This is a genomic window from Geodermatophilus sp. SYSU D00766 (genome assembly GCF_054049915.1).
On the sequence record NZ_JBJGYI010000002.1, the window covers coordinates 265,729 to 283,501 of the forward strand.

Annotated in this window: 15 protein-coding genes; 6 read left to right on the forward strand and 9 right to left on the reverse strand. The window is 72.8% G+C overall.

Annotation, left to right across the window (positions count from 1 at the left end; all coding sequences use genetic code 11):
* Nucleotides 1-14: 14 nt before the first annotated feature.
* The 3 genes from ACI8AD_RS03225 to ACI8AD_RS03235 all read right to left on the reverse strand — a co-directional run bounded on the left by ACI8AD_RS03225 (nt 15) and on the right by ACI8AD_RS03235 (nt 4,577).
* Entirely contained in the window at nt 15-1,193 is a 1,179-nt protein-coding gene (locus ACI8AD_RS03225; protein ID WP_456869110.1) for a DegT/DnrJ/EryC1/StrS family aminotransferase, read from the reverse strand.
* Nucleotides 1,166-2,986: a polysaccharide biosynthesis protein gene (locus ACI8AD_RS03230; RefSeq protein ID WP_456869111.1), complete on the reverse strand. Its 1,821-nt coding sequence runs from the start codon at nt 2,984-2,986 to the stop codon at nt 1,166-1,168. The genes ACI8AD_RS03225 and ACI8AD_RS03230 overlap by 28 nt, the downstream gene beginning before the upstream one ends.
* A 115-nt stretch (nt 2,987-3,101) precedes the next feature.
* On the reverse strand, nt 3,102-4,577 hold the full coding sequence (locus tag ACI8AD_RS03235; RefSeq protein ID WP_456869112.1) for a polysaccharide biosynthesis tyrosine autokinase: 1,476 nt from the start codon (nt 4,575-4,577) through the stop codon (nt 3,102-3,104).
* 232 nt (nt 4,578-4,809) lie between these two features.
* Here ACI8AD_RS03235 and ACI8AD_RS03240 point away from each other — a divergent pair, with 232 nt between their 5' ends.
* Nucleotides 4,810-5,538 (forward strand): arsenate reductase/protein-tyrosine-phosphatase family protein, encoded by a 729-nt coding sequence (locus ACI8AD_RS03240; protein ID WP_456869113.1) that lies wholly within the window; start codon nt 4,810-4,812, stop codon nt 5,536-5,538.
* A gap of 22 nt (nt 5,539-5,560) precedes the next feature.
* Here ACI8AD_RS03240 and ACI8AD_RS03245 read toward each other — a convergent pair whose 3' ends face one another.
* From ACI8AD_RS03245 to ACI8AD_RS03255, 3 genes are all read right to left on the reverse strand, one after another.
* Nucleotides 5,561-6,364, reverse strand: coding sequence for an SGNH/GDSL hydrolase family protein (locus ACI8AD_RS03245; protein WP_456869114.1), 804 nt, complete (start codon nt 6,362-6,364; stop codon nt 5,561-5,563).
* A gap of 54 nt (nt 6,365-6,418) precedes the next feature.
* On the reverse strand, nt 6,419-7,087 hold the full coding sequence (locus tag ACI8AD_RS03250; protein WP_456869115.1) for a TVP38/TMEM64 family protein: 669 nt from the start codon (nt 7,085-7,087) through the stop codon (nt 6,419-6,421).
* A 76-nt stretch (nt 7,088-7,163) separates the two neighbouring features.
* On the reverse strand, nt 7,164-7,412 hold the full coding sequence (locus ACI8AD_RS03255; protein WP_456869116.1) for a hypothetical protein: 249 nt from the start codon (nt 7,410-7,412) through the stop codon (nt 7,164-7,166).
* A 343-nt stretch (nt 7,413-7,755) separates the two neighbouring features.
* Between ACI8AD_RS03255 and ACI8AD_RS03260 the strand changes: the two genes are divergently transcribed.
* Nucleotides 7,756-8,580, forward strand: coding sequence for an SDR family oxidoreductase (locus ACI8AD_RS03260; RefSeq protein WP_456869117.1), 825 nt, complete (start codon nt 7,756-7,758; stop codon nt 8,578-8,580).
* Between the two features lie 11 nt (nt 8,581-8,591).
* On the opposite strand, the gene ACI8AD_RS03265 is transcribed toward ACI8AD_RS03260, so the two are convergent.
* Complete coding sequence (locus ACI8AD_RS03265; protein WP_456869118.1) at nt 8,592-9,425, reverse strand: glycosyltransferase family 2 protein; 834 nt, start codon at nt 9,423-9,425, stop codon at nt 8,592-8,594.
* A gap of 477 nt (nt 9,426-9,902) precedes the next feature.
* Here ACI8AD_RS03265 and ACI8AD_RS03270 point away from each other — a divergent pair, with 477 nt between their 5' ends.
* From ACI8AD_RS03270 to ACI8AD_RS03280, 3 genes are all read left to right on the forward strand, one after another.
* Entirely contained in the window at nt 9,903-10,760 is an 858-nt protein-coding gene (locus ACI8AD_RS03270; RefSeq protein WP_456869119.1) for a glycosyltransferase family 2 protein, read from the forward strand.
* Between the two features lie 24 nt (nt 10,761-10,784).
* On the forward strand, nt 10,785-11,345 hold the full coding sequence (locus tag ACI8AD_RS03275; protein WP_456869120.1) for a metal-dependent hydrolase: 561 nt from the start codon (nt 10,785-10,787) through the stop codon (nt 11,343-11,345).
* A 110-nt stretch (nt 11,346-11,455) separates the two neighbouring features.
* Nucleotides 11,456-12,412, forward strand: coding sequence for a glycosyltransferase family 2 protein (locus ACI8AD_RS03280; protein WP_456869121.1), 957 nt, complete (start codon nt 11,456-11,458; stop codon nt 12,410-12,412).
* Nucleotides 12,413-12,686: 274 nt separating this feature from the next.
* On the opposite strand, the gene ACI8AD_RS03285 is transcribed toward ACI8AD_RS03280, so the two are convergent.
* Together ACI8AD_RS03285 and ACI8AD_RS03290 are read right to left on the reverse strand one after the other, a co-directional pair.
* Entirely contained in the window at nt 12,687-14,252 is a 1,566-nt protein-coding gene (locus ACI8AD_RS03285; protein ID WP_456869122.1) for a lipopolysaccharide biosynthesis protein, read from the reverse strand.
* A gap of 98 nt (nt 14,253-14,350) precedes the next feature.
* Nucleotides 14,351-15,199 carry a beta-1,6-N-acetylglucosaminyltransferase gene (locus ACI8AD_RS03290; RefSeq protein ID WP_456869123.1) on the reverse strand — a complete coding sequence of 283 codons (849 nt, stop codon included), beginning with the start codon at nt 15,197-15,199 and terminating at the stop codon, nt 14,351-14,353.
* A gap of 405 nt (nt 15,200-15,604) precedes the next feature.
* Here ACI8AD_RS03290 and ACI8AD_RS03295 point away from each other — a divergent pair, with 405 nt between their 5' ends.
* Entirely contained in the window at nt 15,605-17,758 is a 2,154-nt protein-coding gene (locus ACI8AD_RS03295) for a hypothetical protein (protein ID WP_456869124.1), read from the forward strand.
* Nucleotides 17,759-17,773: the final 15 nt, after the last annotated feature.

Below are 17,773 nucleotides of genomic sequence, written 5' to 3' on the forward strand. Positions count from 1 at the left end.
GGCGGTGCAACGGCTCAACGCTGCCCATGCAGGAACGCCCGAATCGTCGCCAACACGACGCGGTGGTCCTGCGCCGTGATGGCTGAACCACTAGGCAAGGTGAGGCCTTCAGCGAAGAGTCCATCCGCGGCCCCACTAAGTAGCGACCTTGTCCCCTTGAACACTGGCTGGCGATGCATCGGCTTCCACAGCGGGCGCGACTCGATGTTCGACGCGTCTAAAGCACGACGCAGGTCGTCGGTCGACCAACCGGCCCGTGCCGGGTCGACGACGACCGCGGTGAGCCAGCAGTTGTCCGCCTCGTCCCCCGTTCGCTGGAAGACCCGCACCCCTGGACGGCCGGCGAAGAGGAGCGCGTACAGCTCCCGGAGCCGGCGGCGCCGCGCGATCATCTCGTCCAGCCGCTCGAGCTGGGCGAGCCCCAGCGCGGCGAGGACGTTGCTGAGTCGGTAGTTGTAGCCGACCTCCGTGTGCTCGTAGTGCACGGCCGGCTGGCGGGCCTGGGTGCTCAGGTAGCGGACGCGGGCAGCGAGGTCGGCGTCGTCGGTCAGGAGCATGCCACCACCACTGGTGGTCATGATCTTGTTGCCGTTGAAGGACACGGCGGCCACGTGGCCGAAGGAGCCGGCCGGCCGGCCGTCGTGGGAGGCGCCGAGTGACTCCGCGGCATCCGAGAGCACCGGGACGCCGAAGCGCTCGCAGACCGGCACGATGGCGGCGTAGTCGGCGCACCTCCCCAGCAGGTCCACCGCGATCACGGCGGCCACCGTCTCACCCTGCTCGGCCAGTTCCTCGAGCGCCGTCTCGAGCAGGCCGGGGTGCAGGTTGCCGTTCTCGTCGCAGTCGACGAAGACGGGCGTGGCCCCGGTGTAGACGACGGCGTTCGCCGTGGCCGCGAACGTCATCGTCGGGACGACGACCACGGTGCCGGGCCGGGCGCCGAGCTCGAGCAGCCCCAGGTGGAGTGCGGCGGTACCGGAGGAGAGCGCAACGGCGTGCGCACGGCCGCAGCGCTCGGCGATCCGCTCCTCGAAGGCGTCCACCATGGGTCCGAGGGGCGCGATCCAGCCCGACCGCACGGCCTCGAGCACCAGCTCCTCCTCCCGCGGTCCCACGTCCGGTGAGGACAGGAGGATCCGTGAGGGAGCACGGGTCGGCGTGATGGTCACCGGGTCACCTCCTCGTCGGCCCACAGGACCGCGGCCGACGCGTCCGTCGTGGCCCAGACGTCGGACGCACGGCGGCCCATGCGGCTGAGCTGCCAGTCCTCGAGCGGCGGGACCGGCACGTGGCTGATCAGCGGGTGCGCGTCCCTGGACGCGGCCTCGGCAGCACCGAAGAGCTCCTCGTGGAGCTTCTCCCCCGGACGCAGCCCCGTGTAGACGATCTCCAGGTCGCGCCCCGACATCTCGACGAGCTGGCGGGCGACGTCCGCGATCCGCACGGGCTCGCCCATGTCCAGCACGAGCGCCTCGCCGCCGCGACCGATGACGCCGGCCTGGATGACCAGCTGGACGGCCTCGGGGATGGTCATGAAGTAGCGCGTGGCCTCGGGGTCGGTCACGGTGATGGGACCACCCCGGGCGATCTGCGCGGCGAACGTGGTGAGCACCGAGCCGCGGCTGCCCAGCACGTTGCCGAAGCGCACCGAGAGGTACCTGCCCTCGTTGAGGGCCGCGTAGGCCGCGGTGAGCTGCTCGGCCAGCCGCTTGGTGCGGCCCAGCACGTTGACCGGGTCCGCGGCCTTGTCCGTGGAGACGTTGATGAAGTGGCCGACCCCGATGGCCGTGGCCGCCGCCAGCACGTTGCGCGTCCCGAGGACGTTCGTCTTCCATGCCTCGTCGGGGTACTGCTCGAGCATGTTCACGTGCTTGAGCGCCGCCGCGTGGAAGACCACGTGCGGCCGCCGCGCGAGGAACAGGTCGTAGACCGTCTCCGAGTCGCGGATGTCGGCCAGCACGACCTCGGGCAGGTCCAGGCGCGCCTCGCCGTGGATGCTGAGCTGCACGGCGTGCAGCGCCGACTCGTCGCGGTCCAGCATGATCAGCTCCGCGGGAGCGAAGCGGGAGATCTGTCGGCACAGCTCCGCCCCGATGGAGCCGCCGGCGCCGGTGACGAGCACGCGCCTGCCCCGGAGGTAGTCGGCGATCTCCTCGACGTCGGTGTCGATCTGCCGCCGGCCGAGCAGGTCGGCGATGTCGATGTCCCGCACGTCGCGGATGCCGACGTCGCCCCGGTCCAGCAGCTGGGCGAGGGGCGGGACGACCTTGACCGTCAGGCCGGCGGCCACCGCGCGGCCGGAGAGGTCGCGGATCGTCGAGCTGTCGGCCAGCGGCAGCGCGATCACCAGCGTCGTCGCGGCCGTGGCGACGGCTGCTTCGGCGACGTCGTCCCGCCCGCCCAGCAGCTCGACGTCGCGGATGCGGGTGTGCCGCTTGCGGGGGTCGTCATCGAGCAGCCCGACGGGGAGGTAGGTGCTCGCCGGGTTGGTCAGCATTGAGCGCACGAGCTGGTGGCCGGCGTCGCCGGCGCCGAAGACGAGGGTGCGCTCCCCGGCCGTCGGGCGGGCGGCGCCCTCGCGCTGGCGGCGCACGGCCAGGCGCACCGCCGCCGTGCAGACCAGGGCGACGGCGGCGGCCACCGGAACGGCCGAGAGGGGGACCAGCCGCGGCGCCCCACCGGCGACGTCCACGCCCATCTCCACCGTGGTCACGAAGGCCACGGCGACCGCGATGGCGGAGAGCTCGTCCGCGCTCCCCACCGGGTACCGGCCGTGGTGCAGCCGGAGCAGCGACGACAGCAGCACGTAGGTGACCGCGCCGGTGGCGCCGACGAGGAGGAGTCCACGGCCGTCGATGTGCTCGACGGCGCCCTCGTAGCGGGCCGCGCAGGCGAGCCACAGCGCGCCGACGAGCAGCGCCGTGTCCATGCCCAGCAGACCCCAGCGCCGCATGCGCCAGCGCCAGGCCGCGCGCCTGTCCGTCATCCCGACCCCCGTCCCGTGAGCGCGCCAGAGCAACGCAATTCGTGAAGTACCGTTCCGTATCAGTTCGGGGGCAGTCCTCCCCCCGGGTGCGACCACGGGCCGCTCGTGTGCCTGGTCAGCGCCTGGTCGGCACCGGGGGGAGCGGGCCGGTCACCTCGAACCGCCGGCGTGAGCGCCCGCGCAGCGGCCGGGGGATGGCCATGTTGCCGGTGTCGGCGGTCAGCTCCCGGCCGGGGTCGGCCTCGTAGCTGTAGCCGTAGCCGTAGCCGCGCGCCGTGCCGGTCGACTGCGGCACCCGGTTGAGCACCACGCCGAGGAGCTTGGCGTCGATGCGCTGCAGGACGGCGGCGGACTCGGCGAGCTCCTCGCGCCGGGTCACCCCGTGGCGGGTCGAGATGACGCAGCCGTCGGAGAGCACCGACAGCACGGCGGCGTCGGTGACCGGGAGGAGCGGCGGGGCGTCGATGACGACGAAGTCGTGGGTGTCCCGCAGCTCGTCGAGGAGCACGCGCATCTGCGCCGATCCGAGCATCTCGCTCGGGTTCGGCGGCATCGGCCCGGCGCCGAGCACGGTGAGCTTGCCGTCGCCCCAGGGCTGCGCCACCTCGTGCAGAGCCGCGGTGCCGGCCAGCACGTTGGTCAGTCCTGCCCCGCTGATGAGACCCATGTACCGGGTGACCCGGGGACGGCGGAGGTCGGCCTCGATGAGCATGACCCGGCTGCCCTGCTGGGCGAGCACCGTGGACAGGTTCACCGCGAGCGTCGACTTGCCCTCACCGGGGATGGAGCTGGAGATGACGATGACGCGCGGCGGGTGATCGACGTTGAGGAACTGCAGGTTGGTGCGGACCGCCCGGTAGGCCTCGGCGCTGACCGAGTGCTCGTCGAGGTCGGCGACCAGGTGCTCCTCGGCGAGGCGCGGGTCCTCCAGCACCGTGCCGATGACGCCGACACCGGCCAGCTCCCGGACCTCCTCCGCCGACTTGACCGTGTTGTCCAGGCGCGACCGGAGGAGCGCGAGACCCAGCCCGAGCAGGAGGCCGAGGACCCCTCCCAGCGCCAGGTTGCGGACGGCGTCGGGGCTGACGGGCGCCTCGTTCAGGTCGGCGGCCTCGACGATCGTCACCTTGACGGTGGAAGCCGTCCCGCCCTCCGGCGTCTCGAGCTCGAGCACCTGCTGGGTGAACTGGCGGCCCAGCGACGTGGCGATGTCCTGCGCCCGCTGCGGGGAGACGTCCGTGACCGTGACGTCCAGGATAACCGTCTCCGGGACGGCGGTGGCGGTCACCTTGGCCGCCACCTCGGCCGGGGTGAGGTCCAGGCCCAGCTCCTCGACGACCCGGGCGGCGAGCTGCTCGCCGGTCAGGAGCTGGGCGTACGAGGTGACCCGCTGCTGGGAGAAGAGGTTGCCCTGGTAGGCGGTGGAGGTGTCGGTGGACGACGACGTCGACACGAACAGCTGGGTGGACGAGGCGTACAGCGGCGTGGCCATCCAGGTGAGGGCACCGGCCGCGGCCACGGCGAGGAGCACGGCCGCGACCAGCAGCCACCACCCCGACCGGACCGCCTGCAGCACGTCCTTCAGGTCCACGCGTCTCCCCGCTCGTGAGCCGGACACCGACCGGCGGGTCCGCGTCCCGTCCCCCAGACGAGTGAGGGAGCGGTTCGGACGATACCGGTCAGTCCGGTTTCGTGTAACCCCTCTGTGCTCGTGCTCGCACACACTGTTACGGGCGGGGCGGGAGGTTCAGCCGACCGGTCGTGCGAGCGACGCCCCCTGTGGCCTCCCGCACGTGCGGTCGTGTCGGCTGTTCACTGCCTCCGTGCGGATCCTCTTCGTGTGCACGGGCAACATCTGCCGCTCCCCCATGGGGGAGCGGCTGACACGGGCGTTCCTCGACGACGCGCTGGGGGCGTCCGCGGCGGCCGTGGGCACGAGCAGCGCCGGGACGCACGCCGTCGTCGGCAAGGGCATGGAGCCGTCCTCCGCCCTGGTGCTGGCCGGACTCGGCGGGGATCCGTCGGGTTTCTCCGCCCAGCAGCTCACCGGCGAGATGATCGAGTCGGCCGACCTGGTCCTGACCATGACCCGGCGCCACCGCCGCGAGGTCCTCAAGCTGGCGCCGCGCGTGATGTTCCGCGCCTACACGCTGCGGGAGGCCGGCGACCTGCTCCAGCGCGTCGACGTCTCGGCCCTGCCGCCGGTGTCCCGCCTCGACGAGCGGGCACGGGCGCTGGTGGCCGCCCTCGGTGCGCAGCGAGCCACCCGCCGTCGCGCGGACCGCGACGCCGACGACGTCCGCGACCCGATCGGCCAGCGGCCGTCGGTCCACCAGGAGGTCGGCGAGCAGGTCTTCGCCTCGCTGATCCCGCTGCTGCAGGCCCTGTGCGACACGCGCGCCGGCGTCCGGGCGGGCACCCCGGCGCCCGTGCCCGCGCCCCGGGCCGACGCCCCGCTGCCGACCGCCGGCCCGGCCACGGCGAGGATCGACCTCGCCGTCGGCGCCCCGCCCGCGGCCCGTCGCCGCCCGCCGCTGAGCCGCCGGCGCTGATGCCGCTAGCCGGCCGCCGGCGTCAGGCGGTCGGGCCGGAGGTCCCGGCGAGTGCCGCCTCCACCGCGGGAGCGATCCGCTCCGCGAGGTAGGCGTGCCCCTGGTCGGTGGGCGAGACGCCGTCCGTCGCGATCAGCCCGGTGACGTCGGCGAACCATCCCTCGGCGACGGGGTCGACGAACTCCGCGCCGGCGGCCTCGGCGGCGGACCGGACGGCGTCGCGCGCGGCCACCACCCCGGCCGGGACGTCCCCGTCGCTCCAGACCGGCCCGACGACGAGCAGCACCGTGTCGGGTGCCTGCTGGCGCACCGCCGCGATGGCCGCCGAGGCGTTGGCCTCCACCGCGGGGGTGGACTCGTCGCCGTCGTTGCGGCTGCCGAAGAGGACGGTCACCGCCGCGTCCGGGACCGGGTTCGCGCGCACCACCGCCGGCAGGTCCTCTCCGGTCACCCCCAGTGCGGCGTAACCGGCCCGCGCGACTGCGTGCAGCGACAGTTCGGCCCCGACCGACGCGGCGACCTGGGCCGGCCAGCCCGCCGGCCCGAGGCCGCCCGACGGGTTGCCGGCGGCGTACCCGTCGCCGTAGACGGCGAGGACGGGCGTCGACGCGGGCTCCGGCGAGGTCGCCGCATCCACCGGAGCAGGGGTACCCGCCGCCGGAGCCGGGGTCGGGGCGGATGCGGCGGCCAGACGCGTGGGCCCGTAGGGGTCCTCGGCCGCGGGGCGCAGCGCCATCCCGGCGAAGACGGCCGCGTTGACCAGCACGAGTGCGAGGAGAGCGACGATCCCCCACCGCGGTGGGCGTTCCAGGTCCAGTCCCCGCATGCGCACGAGGGTAGACAACCCGTGTGCGTTGCGTGATGACGCCGGGACGTATCGCTACTGTTTCGTTGTCGCCTGGCGCCGCGCTCGGCGCCGCGACACGACCACGACCCCGAGGACGGCCACCACGACCACCGACGCGGCTGCGACCTCGGGCGACCCGGCCCGCGCGGCCCACTGCGTCAGTTGGGGCACCGAAGCCCCCACCCCCACCTGCAGCACCGTGCTCGGCAGCAGGCCCAGCGCCGTTGCGGCGACGTAGGGCGCGAGCGGCACCGCGCTCAACCCCGCCGCGTGACTCAGCACGCTGAACGGCACCACCGGCAGCAGCCGGCCGGCCAGGACCGCCGCGAACCCCCGGTCGGCCAGCACCCGATCGACGGTGGCCAGCCGAGGGCCGACCAGTCGGGTCACGGCCTGGCGACCGAGCGCCCGGGACAGCGCGAAGGCGGCCAGCGCACCGACCATCCCCCCGGCCAGGGCGACCGTGAGGCCGCCCCAGAACCCCAGGACGACGCCGAGCAGCACCGACAGCGCCGTCCGCGGCACCGGCCCGACCAGCGCCAGGCCCACCCCCACCGCGAGCAGGACCAGCCCGAGCACGCCGGCGCGGTCGACCCACCCGCGCACCGTGGTCACTTCCGGCAGGTCTACGGTCACCGCCACGACCGTGACGATGCCGAGGACGACGGCCAGCGCGCCGGCCCGCACCCACGTCCCCCGCACCCGACCATGGTCGCCCACCGTCACCGCGAGGCCGCAGGGCACACCGCCGAGACCCCCCGGGCTGTGGACGACGGACTCAGCAGGCCCCACCGCGCTGCAGGCTCCCGTCGCGCTCCGGTCGCCGGTGCGTCCGCGTCAGGACGAGCAGCAACGCCAGGGCCACCGCCCACCCGGCGAGGATGAACACGTCCCCCACGTGCAGCCCGTGATCCGGCACGACCGGCACCAGGACGGGGCCCTCGTTCACGTACTCGCCGGTCAGGAGCAGGAAGGCGAAGCCGGACAGCACCGAGCTCACGACCAGGGCACAGGTCCAGCGGATCACCCGCAGGACGGTAGCCGCGTCATCGCCGGACGCCCCACACGACCACCCCCACCAGGTGACCCGCATCGGTGCCGACCTCTTCACGAGGCCTGGCGGTCGTGGGGTGAGTCCTGCTGGCGCCACCGGTCGCGAGACTCCATGCGCTCCGCTGTCCGGATCATCCGGCCGAGGACCACGCCGAGCACCAGCGCGAGGGAGACCCACGCCAGGAGCGCCCATCCCCACCACGGCACGTCTCCCCCAGCCGCCGGCCCGGCCCCCGTGGTGATCGACCGGTACCCAGGACGCGGGTTCTAGTCACGCACCGTCCCCGGACGAGGACGTCCGACTTAGAGTCGAGCCGGTGATCGTCGTGACCGCTGCAGGTGGCCCCACCGGCACCGCGGTCGTGGGCGCGCTGCGGGCGCGTGGCGAGCGGGTGCGCGCCGTCGTCGCCACCGCGCGTCCCCGCCCGGAGCTCGACGCGCTGGGCGCGGAGGTCGTCGTCGCCGACCTCACCGGCGACCTCTCCCCCGCGCTGGCCGGTGCCGATGCGCTGTACCTCGTCTGGCCGAACTTCGACCCGCGGGAGGCGACCGGCGCGCCGGCCGTGCTGCGCGCCGCGGCCCGCGCCGGGGTCGGCCGGCTGGTCTACCACTCCGTGCTGCGCCCGCAGGCGCGCTCGATGCCGCACCACGCCGCCAAGGACCGCGTCGAGGAGGCGCTCGACGCCGTCGTTGCCGGCACCGGTGCCCGCTGGCGGGTGCTGCAGCCGTGCGCCTACGCCGACAACCTCGACGCCGCCGTCCCCGCCGCCGCGGACACCGGACAGCTGCCCAGCCCGTGGGGCCTGCAGGCGGCGCAGTCCTTCGTCGACCTGCGCGACGTCGCCGAGGCCGCCGCCGTGCTGCTCACCGAGGACGGCCTCGACAGCGGCACGTTCGAGGCGGCCGGCCCGCGGGAACTCACCGCCCCCGACGTCGCCGCGCTGCTCACCACCCACCTCGGGCGCGACGTGACCGCCGTCGACGCCGGCCTCCCGGACGACGACGGCAGCTACGCCCGGCGCTGCCTGCGGGCGATGTTCGCCGAGTACCGCGCCCACGGGTTCACCGGCAGCCCGCGAGTGCTCACCGCACTGCTCGGCCGCCCGCTGCGCACCGTCGCCGAGCACCTCGCGGCAGGCTGACCCCACGCCGCTCAGGCGGCGCCCTCCTCCTCCGTGTCGTCCCGCTGGGGCGGCGCCTGGCCGACCGGGACCTCGGTCGTGTGGGCGTCCTCGACGGCACTCGGCCGCCACCGGTCCGTCGGCTCGCCGGGAGCGTCGGCGGGGCTGGCCGCGAAGGGCGGCCGGTGGCGCAGCTCCGTCAGGATCACGCGGAGGATGCGCAGCCCGTCCCGGACGGCGTTGAGCTTGCTCTCGCCGTGCATGCGGGGCTGCTCCACGCTGGGGACCTCGACGATCCGCAGCCCCGCCTTGGCGGCGCGCACGTTGAGAATCGTCTCGATCTCGAAGCCGTCACCCCACCGCATGTCCAGCGCCTCCTCACCACAGTCGAGGCCCAGCACCGGCAGCACGTCGCGCCAGAAGGCGTTGTAGCCGTAGCAGAGGTCGCTGTAGCGGGTGCGGTAGAGGACGTTGACGACCGTGTTGAGGAAGACGTTGCCGAGTTTGCGGACCGGCGTGATGTCGTGGCTGGTCCCACCTCGGGCGAAGCGGCTCCCCTTGGCGTAGTCCGCTCCGTCGAGCAGGACCTGCACGTAGGAGGGGATCTCCCGCGGGTCGGTGGAGCCGTCGGCGTCGATCATGACGACGACGTCGCCGCGCGCGTTGTTGAAGCCGCACGCCAGCGCGTTGCCCTTGCCCTTGCGCGTCTGAGTGATGACGCGCGCATCGGGGCGCAGTTCACGCGCCGTCTCGACCGTCCCGTCCGTGGACCACCCGTCGACGATCATCAGCTCCCAGATGTCGTCGGGAAGAGCGGCGAACACCTCCGGGAGGTTCGCCGCTTCGTTGTACGTCGGTACCACCACCGTTACTCTCGGTGACTGAGGTCGCGACCCCCGCGGTGGGGTCCCATACCGCACACGTCGACTGAACACAGAGCACCGCCCCCGTCCGGCTGATCAACTGCGTGGTCGGCCCGTACCCACTGTCGGGTGGTGAAACGCACGAACCCGGTGCGTGCCCCGTCTAGGCGACTACACAGCGTCACTGTTTCTCGCGTGAGGTAAGCCACTCTTCAAGGCTCAATATGTTGCGCTCAACCTATGGACACGGACGAGTCCGTCCCCCATCCTGATGACCACACCGCGGGACGACGACGCGCGGTGACGGGGGGCCGGTGACACAGGCCCGAACAAGCCCCGGACGGCAAGGGAGCCGTCGCGTGGCGGCCTCGTCGATCACCGTCAATCTCGGGAGTGTTGACCCACCGGGCGCACTGGTCGCCTGAAGCCCGGTGGCGAGCAGTGGCGAAACCGACCCGGCACACCGCAGAGGACTGCCCCATGTCGCGTGCACACAGCAAGGCCCTGCTCCGCAGCGCTGCTCCCCGCGTGAGCGTCGTCATCCCCACCTACAACGAGGCGAAGAACCTCCCGCACGTCTTCGGTCTGCTGCCCGAGGACCTGCACGAGGTCATCGTGGTCGACGGCCGCAGCTCCGACGGCACCATTGAGGTCGCCCGGTCGCTGCGTCCCGACGTCCGCATCGTGCGGCAGAACCGTAAGGGCAAGGGCAACGCCATGGCCTGCGGTTTCGCCGCCGTGACCGGTGACGTCGTCGTCATGCTGGACGCCGACGGCTCCGCGGACCCGGGGGAGATCCCGGCCTACGTCGCCGCGCTGGTCGACGGCGCCGACTTCGCCAAGGGCACCCGGTTCGCCGCCGGTGGTGGCAGCAGCGACATCACCCGCACGCGGGCCTGGGGCAACGGCTGGCTCAACCGGATCGCCAACACGCTCTTCGGCACGCGCTACAGCGACCTCTGCTACGGCTACAACGCCTTCTGGGCGCACTGCCTGCCGGCACTCGAACTCGACGCCAGCGGCCCCGGCGCGGACACCAAGCTGTGGGGCGACGGCTTCGAGATCGAGACCCTGATCAACACGCGGATCGCCAAGGCCGGGCTGCGCATCACCGAGGTGCCGAGCTTCGAGCACGAGCGCATCCACGGCGAGAGCAACCTCAACACCTGGCGTGACGGGCTCCGCGTGCTGCGGGCGCTCGCGGTCGAGCGGGTCAACGGCAAGGGCCGTCGGGTGGCCGTGCCCCGCGTCGCGCCGGCCGCGGCTCCGATCGACGTCGTCACGATCGTCCCGGCGCCCCGGGCGTCGCAGGAGCCGGTCCTCGCCCGCACCGCCTGACCCCAGGCGGCCTACGGTCGAAGGGTGGGCGGCGCGCAGCGGGACCGGTGGTCCCGATGGGCGCCGGCCACCCTCCTGCTCGGGGTGCTGCTCCTCGACGCGGTGCAGTTCGCCCGGCCGTGGCCGGTCCCCGTGGTCGGGCTGCTCGACGAGCCCGCGCACCTCGCCACCGCCTGGCTCGGACTGGCCGCACTCGCCCCCCGGCACACGCCGCGCGCCGCGTGGTGGGCGGCGCTGGTCGCGGCGGTGGCCATCGACCTCGACCACGTCCCGCTCTACCTGACCGACGGCGCCTTCGCGGTGGACGGGGGTCGGCCGCCGACGCACTCCCTGCTCGTCGTGGCCGTCAGCACCGTCCTCGCCGGGGCGCTGCGAGCGTGGTGGCTGCTCGGCGTGGCGGCCGGCCTGGTGCTGCACCTGCTGCGCGACGTGGCCACCGGTCCTGGTGCAGCGCTGCTGTGGCCGGCGAGCGAGGCGGCGGTGCGGCTCCCCTACCCGGCCTACGCCACCGCCCTCCTCGGGCTGGGCCTGCTCGCGACTGCGCGCAGGCGCCCAGCACCGATCCCCGCGGTGCCCCCGGCCTGAGCCCGGACCTGCGGCATCGCCCGGCGTGGGCCACGCTGGACCGGCTCGAGCCCCTCCCGTCCGCGCGTACACCTCCGGAGACCCGTGCGATGAGTCCAGCCACCCCCGACGTGGACCAGGCAAGCCTGCCGGCGCGCACCTTCACCGCGCTCGTGTGCGCCTACACGCTCGACCGGTGGGCCGAGATCGATGCCGCGGTGGCGAGCCTGCGCGACCAGACCCGGCCGCCGGACGAGATCGTGCTGGTCGTCGACCACAACCCCGAGCTGCTCGAGAAGGCGACGGCCGCCTTCCTCGACGTGCGGGTGGTCCCCAACGAGGGCAGGCAGGGCCTGTCGGACGCCCGGAACACCGGCGTGCGCGTGGCGACCGGTGACATCGTCGGTTTCCTGGACGACGACGCCGCCGCCGACCCACGGTGGGTGGAGGCCATGCTGCGCGCCTACGAGGCGGGGAACGTGCTCGGCGTCGGGGGCTGGGTCCGTCCGGCCTGGCGTGCCCCGCGGCCGAACTGGTTCCCGGAGGAGTTCCTCTGGGTGGTCGGGTGCAGCTACCGGGGCCTTCCCCGGACCACGGCGCCCGTGCGCAACCCCATCGGGGCGAACATGAGCTTCCGGCGCGAGGTGCTGGCCGGGATCGGCGGGTTCGAGACCGACATCGGCCGGCTGGGCGCCGACGCCGCGGGCTGCGAGGAGACCGAGCTCTCCATCCGGGCCACGGAGCGTCACCCGGGTGGGCAGATCCTGCTCGAGCCCGGGGCCGTGGTCGACCACGTCGTCACGCCGGACCGGGTGACCCGGCGCTACTTCCGCCGCCGCTGCGCCGCCGAGGGGCGGTCGAAGGCGCTGGTGAGCACGCTGGCCGGCGCCGACGCCGCTCTCGCCAGCGAGCGCACCTACGTGCGACGCACGCTGCCCGCCGGGGTCGGCCGTGGTCTGCGGGACGCAGTGACCGGGGACCCGTCCGGCCTCGCTCGCGCGTGGTCGATCGTCGAGGGGACCGCACTGACGGCGGTGAGCTACCTGCTCGCCCGCCGGCGGCTGTCCCGGCGCGGCCCGGTCACCTGAGCTCGTCGCCGGACGGCCGGGGGTGCGGGACCTGCCTGTGCAGGACCGCCCGCCGGTAGCGCCGGCAGGCGCAGGCGGGCGCTGCACAGTCGGTACCGCGGCGGTAGTGCTGGTGCAGCTCCCTCCGGTGTCCGCAGGTGCAGACGTCGAGCAGCCTGCGCACCACCCCGAGGTCCATGGCCGTCCCCACCGCTCGCTGCCTGCCGGACGTCGCCGGCGCCTCCACGTCACCCCGTGTGATCAAAGGTAGCCGAGAAGTTAGGGCGCCGACGAGTCACGCGCGGTGACGGCCGCCGCGACGACGCCCGTGACGGCCTCTGCGGGCCGGCTCCGATGCCGCGGTCCCGGAGCGGGCGCGCCGCAGCGTGGCAACCAGCCAAGGAAGACAGGCGGCCGCGAGCAGGGTGCGGGCCGTGATCCAGACGACGTCCTGAGGGACCAAGGTGGACAGCCAGGCCACCGTGACGACGACGAGTAGCAGGCGGACCCGGCGGGATTCAGGGCGGGGCCAGGTGAGTCCACTCGGCAGCATGAACCACTGGACGAGCGCCTGCAGGGAGAAGGCGATCAGTGTCGCCACCGCTGCCCCGGTCAGTCCCAGAGGCGGGACGAGAACGAGGTTCAGGACGACGTTGACCACTGCGGCGACACCGGCGGCGAGGGCGACGGGTCGTGTGCGGCGGGCAGTGATGAGAGCCCGGCTGCTCGCCATGGCAGCGATGACGGGGATCCCCGACAGCAGCACCAGCAGCACCACACCGAGGAGCGAGGCTGGTTGGAAGCTGGGAGGGGCCAGGAGCCGGAGCAGGAGGGGCGCGGCCAGCATGACGCCCAGGACCATCGGCGCGAAGGCCCCGTACAGCTCGTCACGGGACCGGCCGATGACGGCCCAGCGCTCGCGGTCGTCCCTGATCGACGCGATCTGCGCAGCCCACGCCTGCCCGGTGATCAGCAGGACCGTCACGGCGATGAACCCCACGGTGTAGGCGATCTGGTACCGGCCGGCTTCCGCGGGCCCGAGCACGCGTTGCACCACCAGGCGGTCACCTGCGTTAAGGACGAACGAGGAGATCCCGCTCAGCATCAGCGGGAACCCCAGCGCCAGGGCACGGCGGAAGACCTGGAGGTCGAACAGTCCCCGCCAGCTCGGCCAGACCAGGACGAGGCCGACGACCATGGCAGCCGCCTGCCCCAGGACGCCGCCCCAGGCGTAGGTCTGGACGTCGTTGCTCAACGTGAAGAGCAGGAGGAGCCCGACGAGCTGACTCCCCACGGTCGACAACGAGGAGACGACAGCAAACGCCCTGAGGCGGTCTCCCCCCATGAGGAGCGCGACCACCAGCTGGACGGTCACGGCCGGCGCCGTCCACAGGACCGTGGCGGCGACGAGCCCGTCGGCGCCCTGGAAGCCCAGAGCGCTGCTCCAGAACGGGCTGGTGACGCCCACGAGCGCCGTCACGAGGACCGCGAGCACGATGCCGCACGCCAGCAGCCCACGCGCAGCCCTGTCGTTCTCGTCCTCTGCCCGTTGCAGGACCACGGCCTGGTCGAGCCCGACCATCGCGAGGACCGTCAGCAGCTGGTGCAGAGCGATCGCCGAGGCCATGAGCCCGAAGCTCGCGGGGCCGAGCTGGTAGGCCAGGATCGGCGAGACGACCGTGGCGCTGACGAAGGGCAGCGCCGCGATGACGACGTACAGGAGGCCACGACCGAACAGGCCGGCCATGGGATCGTCCGCGTCATCCCCTGCGCCCACGGCCGGCACCTCGCCGGTGGGCACCGGCGCGCCGGCCGCGGTCACCCGCTCGAGACCGAGTGCCTCCTCGGCGAGCGGAGACACGGGAACCCTCGGGTGGTGACCGTTGGAACGGGAGGTGCTCCCGGGAGGAGCCTCACCCACCTCCCCCATCGGGACCTCGTACATGGAGCCCCCGCCCGTCACTGGGGGGACGAGGTCATCGGCCATCCCGCCGGGACCAACCCGGAGGAGCGGAACTCCCTGTCGATTACCTCCAGGACCGGAGTGCTGCGGTCCGTCGAGAACTTGCGGGCGAAGAGCTTGACGACGCCGTCGGACGGACGGCTGAGCTCCTGGCGGAGTTCGTCGAGGTCGTCCATGGTCAGCCATGGCGGGCTCTGCGGTCGTCTACCGACCCAGCGAATGACCCAGGCACTGCCTCGCACGCGCTCCTCGGTCCAGCGCGGGACGAAGGCCGGCGTGTGCAGGAGAGAGGGGATGAACGTCTCGTCGGGCGTCCACGTGTGACGCCACCGTCGCACGAGGTCGGGACGCTCCTCGACGGCTCGCAGCAGCGCTGCCACGTGTGACCGGGCCAGCAGCTTGAGCGAGGATCCGCCTGCCGGCACGACCCCCTGCGGCATGCGGCGCGGCACGGGGACCCACACCATGTGCCGATTCCAGGCAGTGAACCGGAACCGCAGCCTCCAACGGCCGCCGTCACGTCCCCACTCGGGTACGGGCATCGGCCGCGCGTACGTCAGTGAGCGCCCCTCCATGGACCTAAGGACGTCGGCGATGACCCCGCTGGACACCAGGGGGTAGTCCGCCCCCGAGAGCAGCGCCACGTGGCCTGCGTCCGTGGCGTGCAGGGCGAGCCGGTAACCCTCGAGTTCGGCCTCCACCGCCCCCCAGAGCCCCCAGGGTGTCTCGTGGCGCGGCATGACCGTGACCCGGCCTGGCAGATCGGCGGTCATCTCCCGGAAGACCGTCGAGGGTGTGCGGGCATCACAGTGGAGCAGGACGGGGAACGGGTCGAGCGCGGCCACGAGTCGCTGGACGTGAGCGGGGTCGCGGTACGCCAGGACGACACAGGTCAACGCATCTCTGTCCATGCCGCTCGGAGCGACCAGGGAGCCGTGCCCCGTCCTCCGGTGCCCTCCTCTCGAGCGAGTCGTCTCCGTGAGCTCCGAGACCCGTCCTCCACCGACCGCAGTCCCCGCAATCCCCGCAGTCTGCTGTGTCGTCACGACCACCTCAAACGGGAGGTCACCCGTAGGCGTCGGGCGAGCGTTCGGTCGGACCCTCGCCCGGGTGAGGTCCGGCCGAACGCGAGCCGATCGCCTGACGCCGTGGTGGAATGCCTGGTCATGCGGTTGTCCTCCCAGTGGCGTCCCCGCAGGACCGGTACGTCCCGCCACGGACGAGTCGACGGAACCGCGACCGGGCTCGACGTGGCGCTGCTTGTCGACACCCCCCGCAACCGTGTCGGGACGGCCGGACGCCACCATCCTCCGGTCCCTCAGCAGGAGCGCGTCATCGACCGGCGTCTGGCCGGTTGGGCCGCGGCGACCTCACTGGCGGCCCTCGTCGTCCTGATCGGCCTGCCTCCGCTCGGCAGCAACACGGCCGCAGCCGTCAGGGCAACGGTCCTGACGGCCTTCTGGCTGATGGCGCCGGGAGCGGTTGTCCTCCGACGGGTCCGCGCCGTGCCACTCACCAAGGTCGCCTTGGTCCCCGTCCTCGGGCTCTGCGCCCTCATCGCCGTGGGCTCGCTCGGGGCCTGGACCGGCCTCTGGTTCCCCCGGACCGCCACCGCCGTCGTCGCTGTCGTCACCGGCCTGGCCGGCTTCCTCGCCCTACGGTCCGACAGCCCCACCCGCTCGTCGGCACGCAGGCCACGACCACGCAGCGACCGGGGCGCCGTGGTGGTCGTCCTGGCGCTCTGCGGATCCCTAGGTGCCTGGATCATCGCCCTCGTCCGCGTCGACGACGCCGAGCCGTCCGTGCTCGGCCTCCTCGTCGCGGGACCCCGAACTCTGGCCGTGGCCCTCGTGCTGGCAGGGGTGGCCCTCGTCCTCGCCCTGCGCCTACGTCGCTCCGGCCTGGTCGTGGCGACGGTCGGGGTCCTGATTCTGGTCTTCCGGTCGACAGCATCCGTCGTGAACACCGTGCCGATCGCCGCCTGGAGCTACAAGCACATCGGCGTGGTCAGCGCGCTGCAGGAGTACCAGCAGGTCCTGGAAGGCAGCGACATCTACATGAACTGGCCTGGCATGTTCGCCGCCACGGCCTACCTGGGCGAGGCCAGCGGGGTCTCCACCATCGCGATCGCGCGCTGGACCACACCACTCGTCCACGTTCTCCTGGCACTCTCCACCGCCGCGCTCGCCCGCGCCTTTGGCGCGCGGACGGTCGGCTGCGCAGCGGCAGGGGCCCTGGTGGTCGTCTTCAACTGGGTCGGTCAGGACTACTTCTCACCGCAGGCCGTCGCGATCGTCCTCTCCGGTGGCCTGCTCGTCGCCCTGGCACAGGCCCGACGCGACCGCACGATGAGTGTGATGGCCCTGGTGATCTACGCCGGCGTCGTGGTGACGCACCAACTCACCCCGGTCTGGTTGCTCGCTCTCGCCATCGCCCTGGCGGTCTTCCGCCGCATCCCGTGGTGGGTGCCGGCGGGCATGGCGGCACTGGTGCTGACGTACGTCCTCTCGCACTACGCCGCCATCGCACAGTACGGGCTCTTCAGCGGGTTCGACCCGGTCGGGAACGCCAGCATCAACGTCGCTCCCGTCGAGGCCCTCGGACGAGACGTCGGTGGCCTGTTCTCGAAGGTCAGCGCCGTGCTCCTGTGGTCATCGACGTTCGTCGTCCTCCTGGCGAGAGCCCGGCGACTCGGGTGGCGGAGGACCCTGCGGACGCGAACCGTCGCCGTGCCCGCGATCATGGCGTTCTCACCCTTCCTGTTGCTCGGAGGTCAGAGCTACGGTGGCGAGGCCATTCTCCGGGTGACGCTCTACTCCACCCTCGCGAGTGCGGCGGTCCTGGGTCCGTCCCTGGCCCGCGCGGTGACGACACGGGCCGGTGGACTGGTGGGCGGCACGCTGTGGCTCGCCGTCACCGTGGCCGTCACGGGCCAGTCCACCTACGGGCAGTGGTGGGTCAATCTCATCAAGCCCGAGGACGTCGCCACCTCACGATGGTTGGCGGAGGAGCAGCCGGACTCCGTGGTCATCCCGGTCAACCTCGACTGGCCAGGTCGGTCCTGGGTCGACTACGCCCGCTACACCGGTGAGGACGAGGAGAACGAGACGTCGCTGGAAAGGATCCTCCAGGACGAACTGCCGTCGGACCCGTTCCTCACCGAGCGGCCCACTCCGGTGACCGAGGACGACGTCGCCGCGGTGGCCGGGAGCCGACGTCCCGACGAGGTCTATGTCGTCTTCACCGCGGCCATGCGCGCCTACGACGCCTACTACCGGACCTTTGCCGACGGGGCCTACGAGCGTCTCCTCACCGACATGGCAGCAAGTTCCGACTGGCGCCTGGTCCGTCAGACCGGTGATGTGTGGGTCTTCCAGTACCGAGCACCGTCCGGGGAGTCCTGAACAGGTGCTGACGCG

Coding starts and splice junctions, on each gene's coding strand:
- ACI8AD_RS03245 (WP_456869114.1), bottom strand. CDS start 6,364: ATGCGGGGACTGGACCTGGAACGCCCACCGCGGTGGGGGATCGTCGCT.
- ACI8AD_RS03270 (WP_456869119.1), top strand. CDS start 9,903: ATGTCGCGTGCACACAGCAAGGCCCTGCTCCGCAGCGCTGCTCCCCGC.
- ACI8AD_RS03230 (WP_456869111.1), bottom strand. CDS start 2,986: ATGACGGACAGGCGCGCGGCCTGGCGCTGGCGCATGCGGCGCTGGGGT.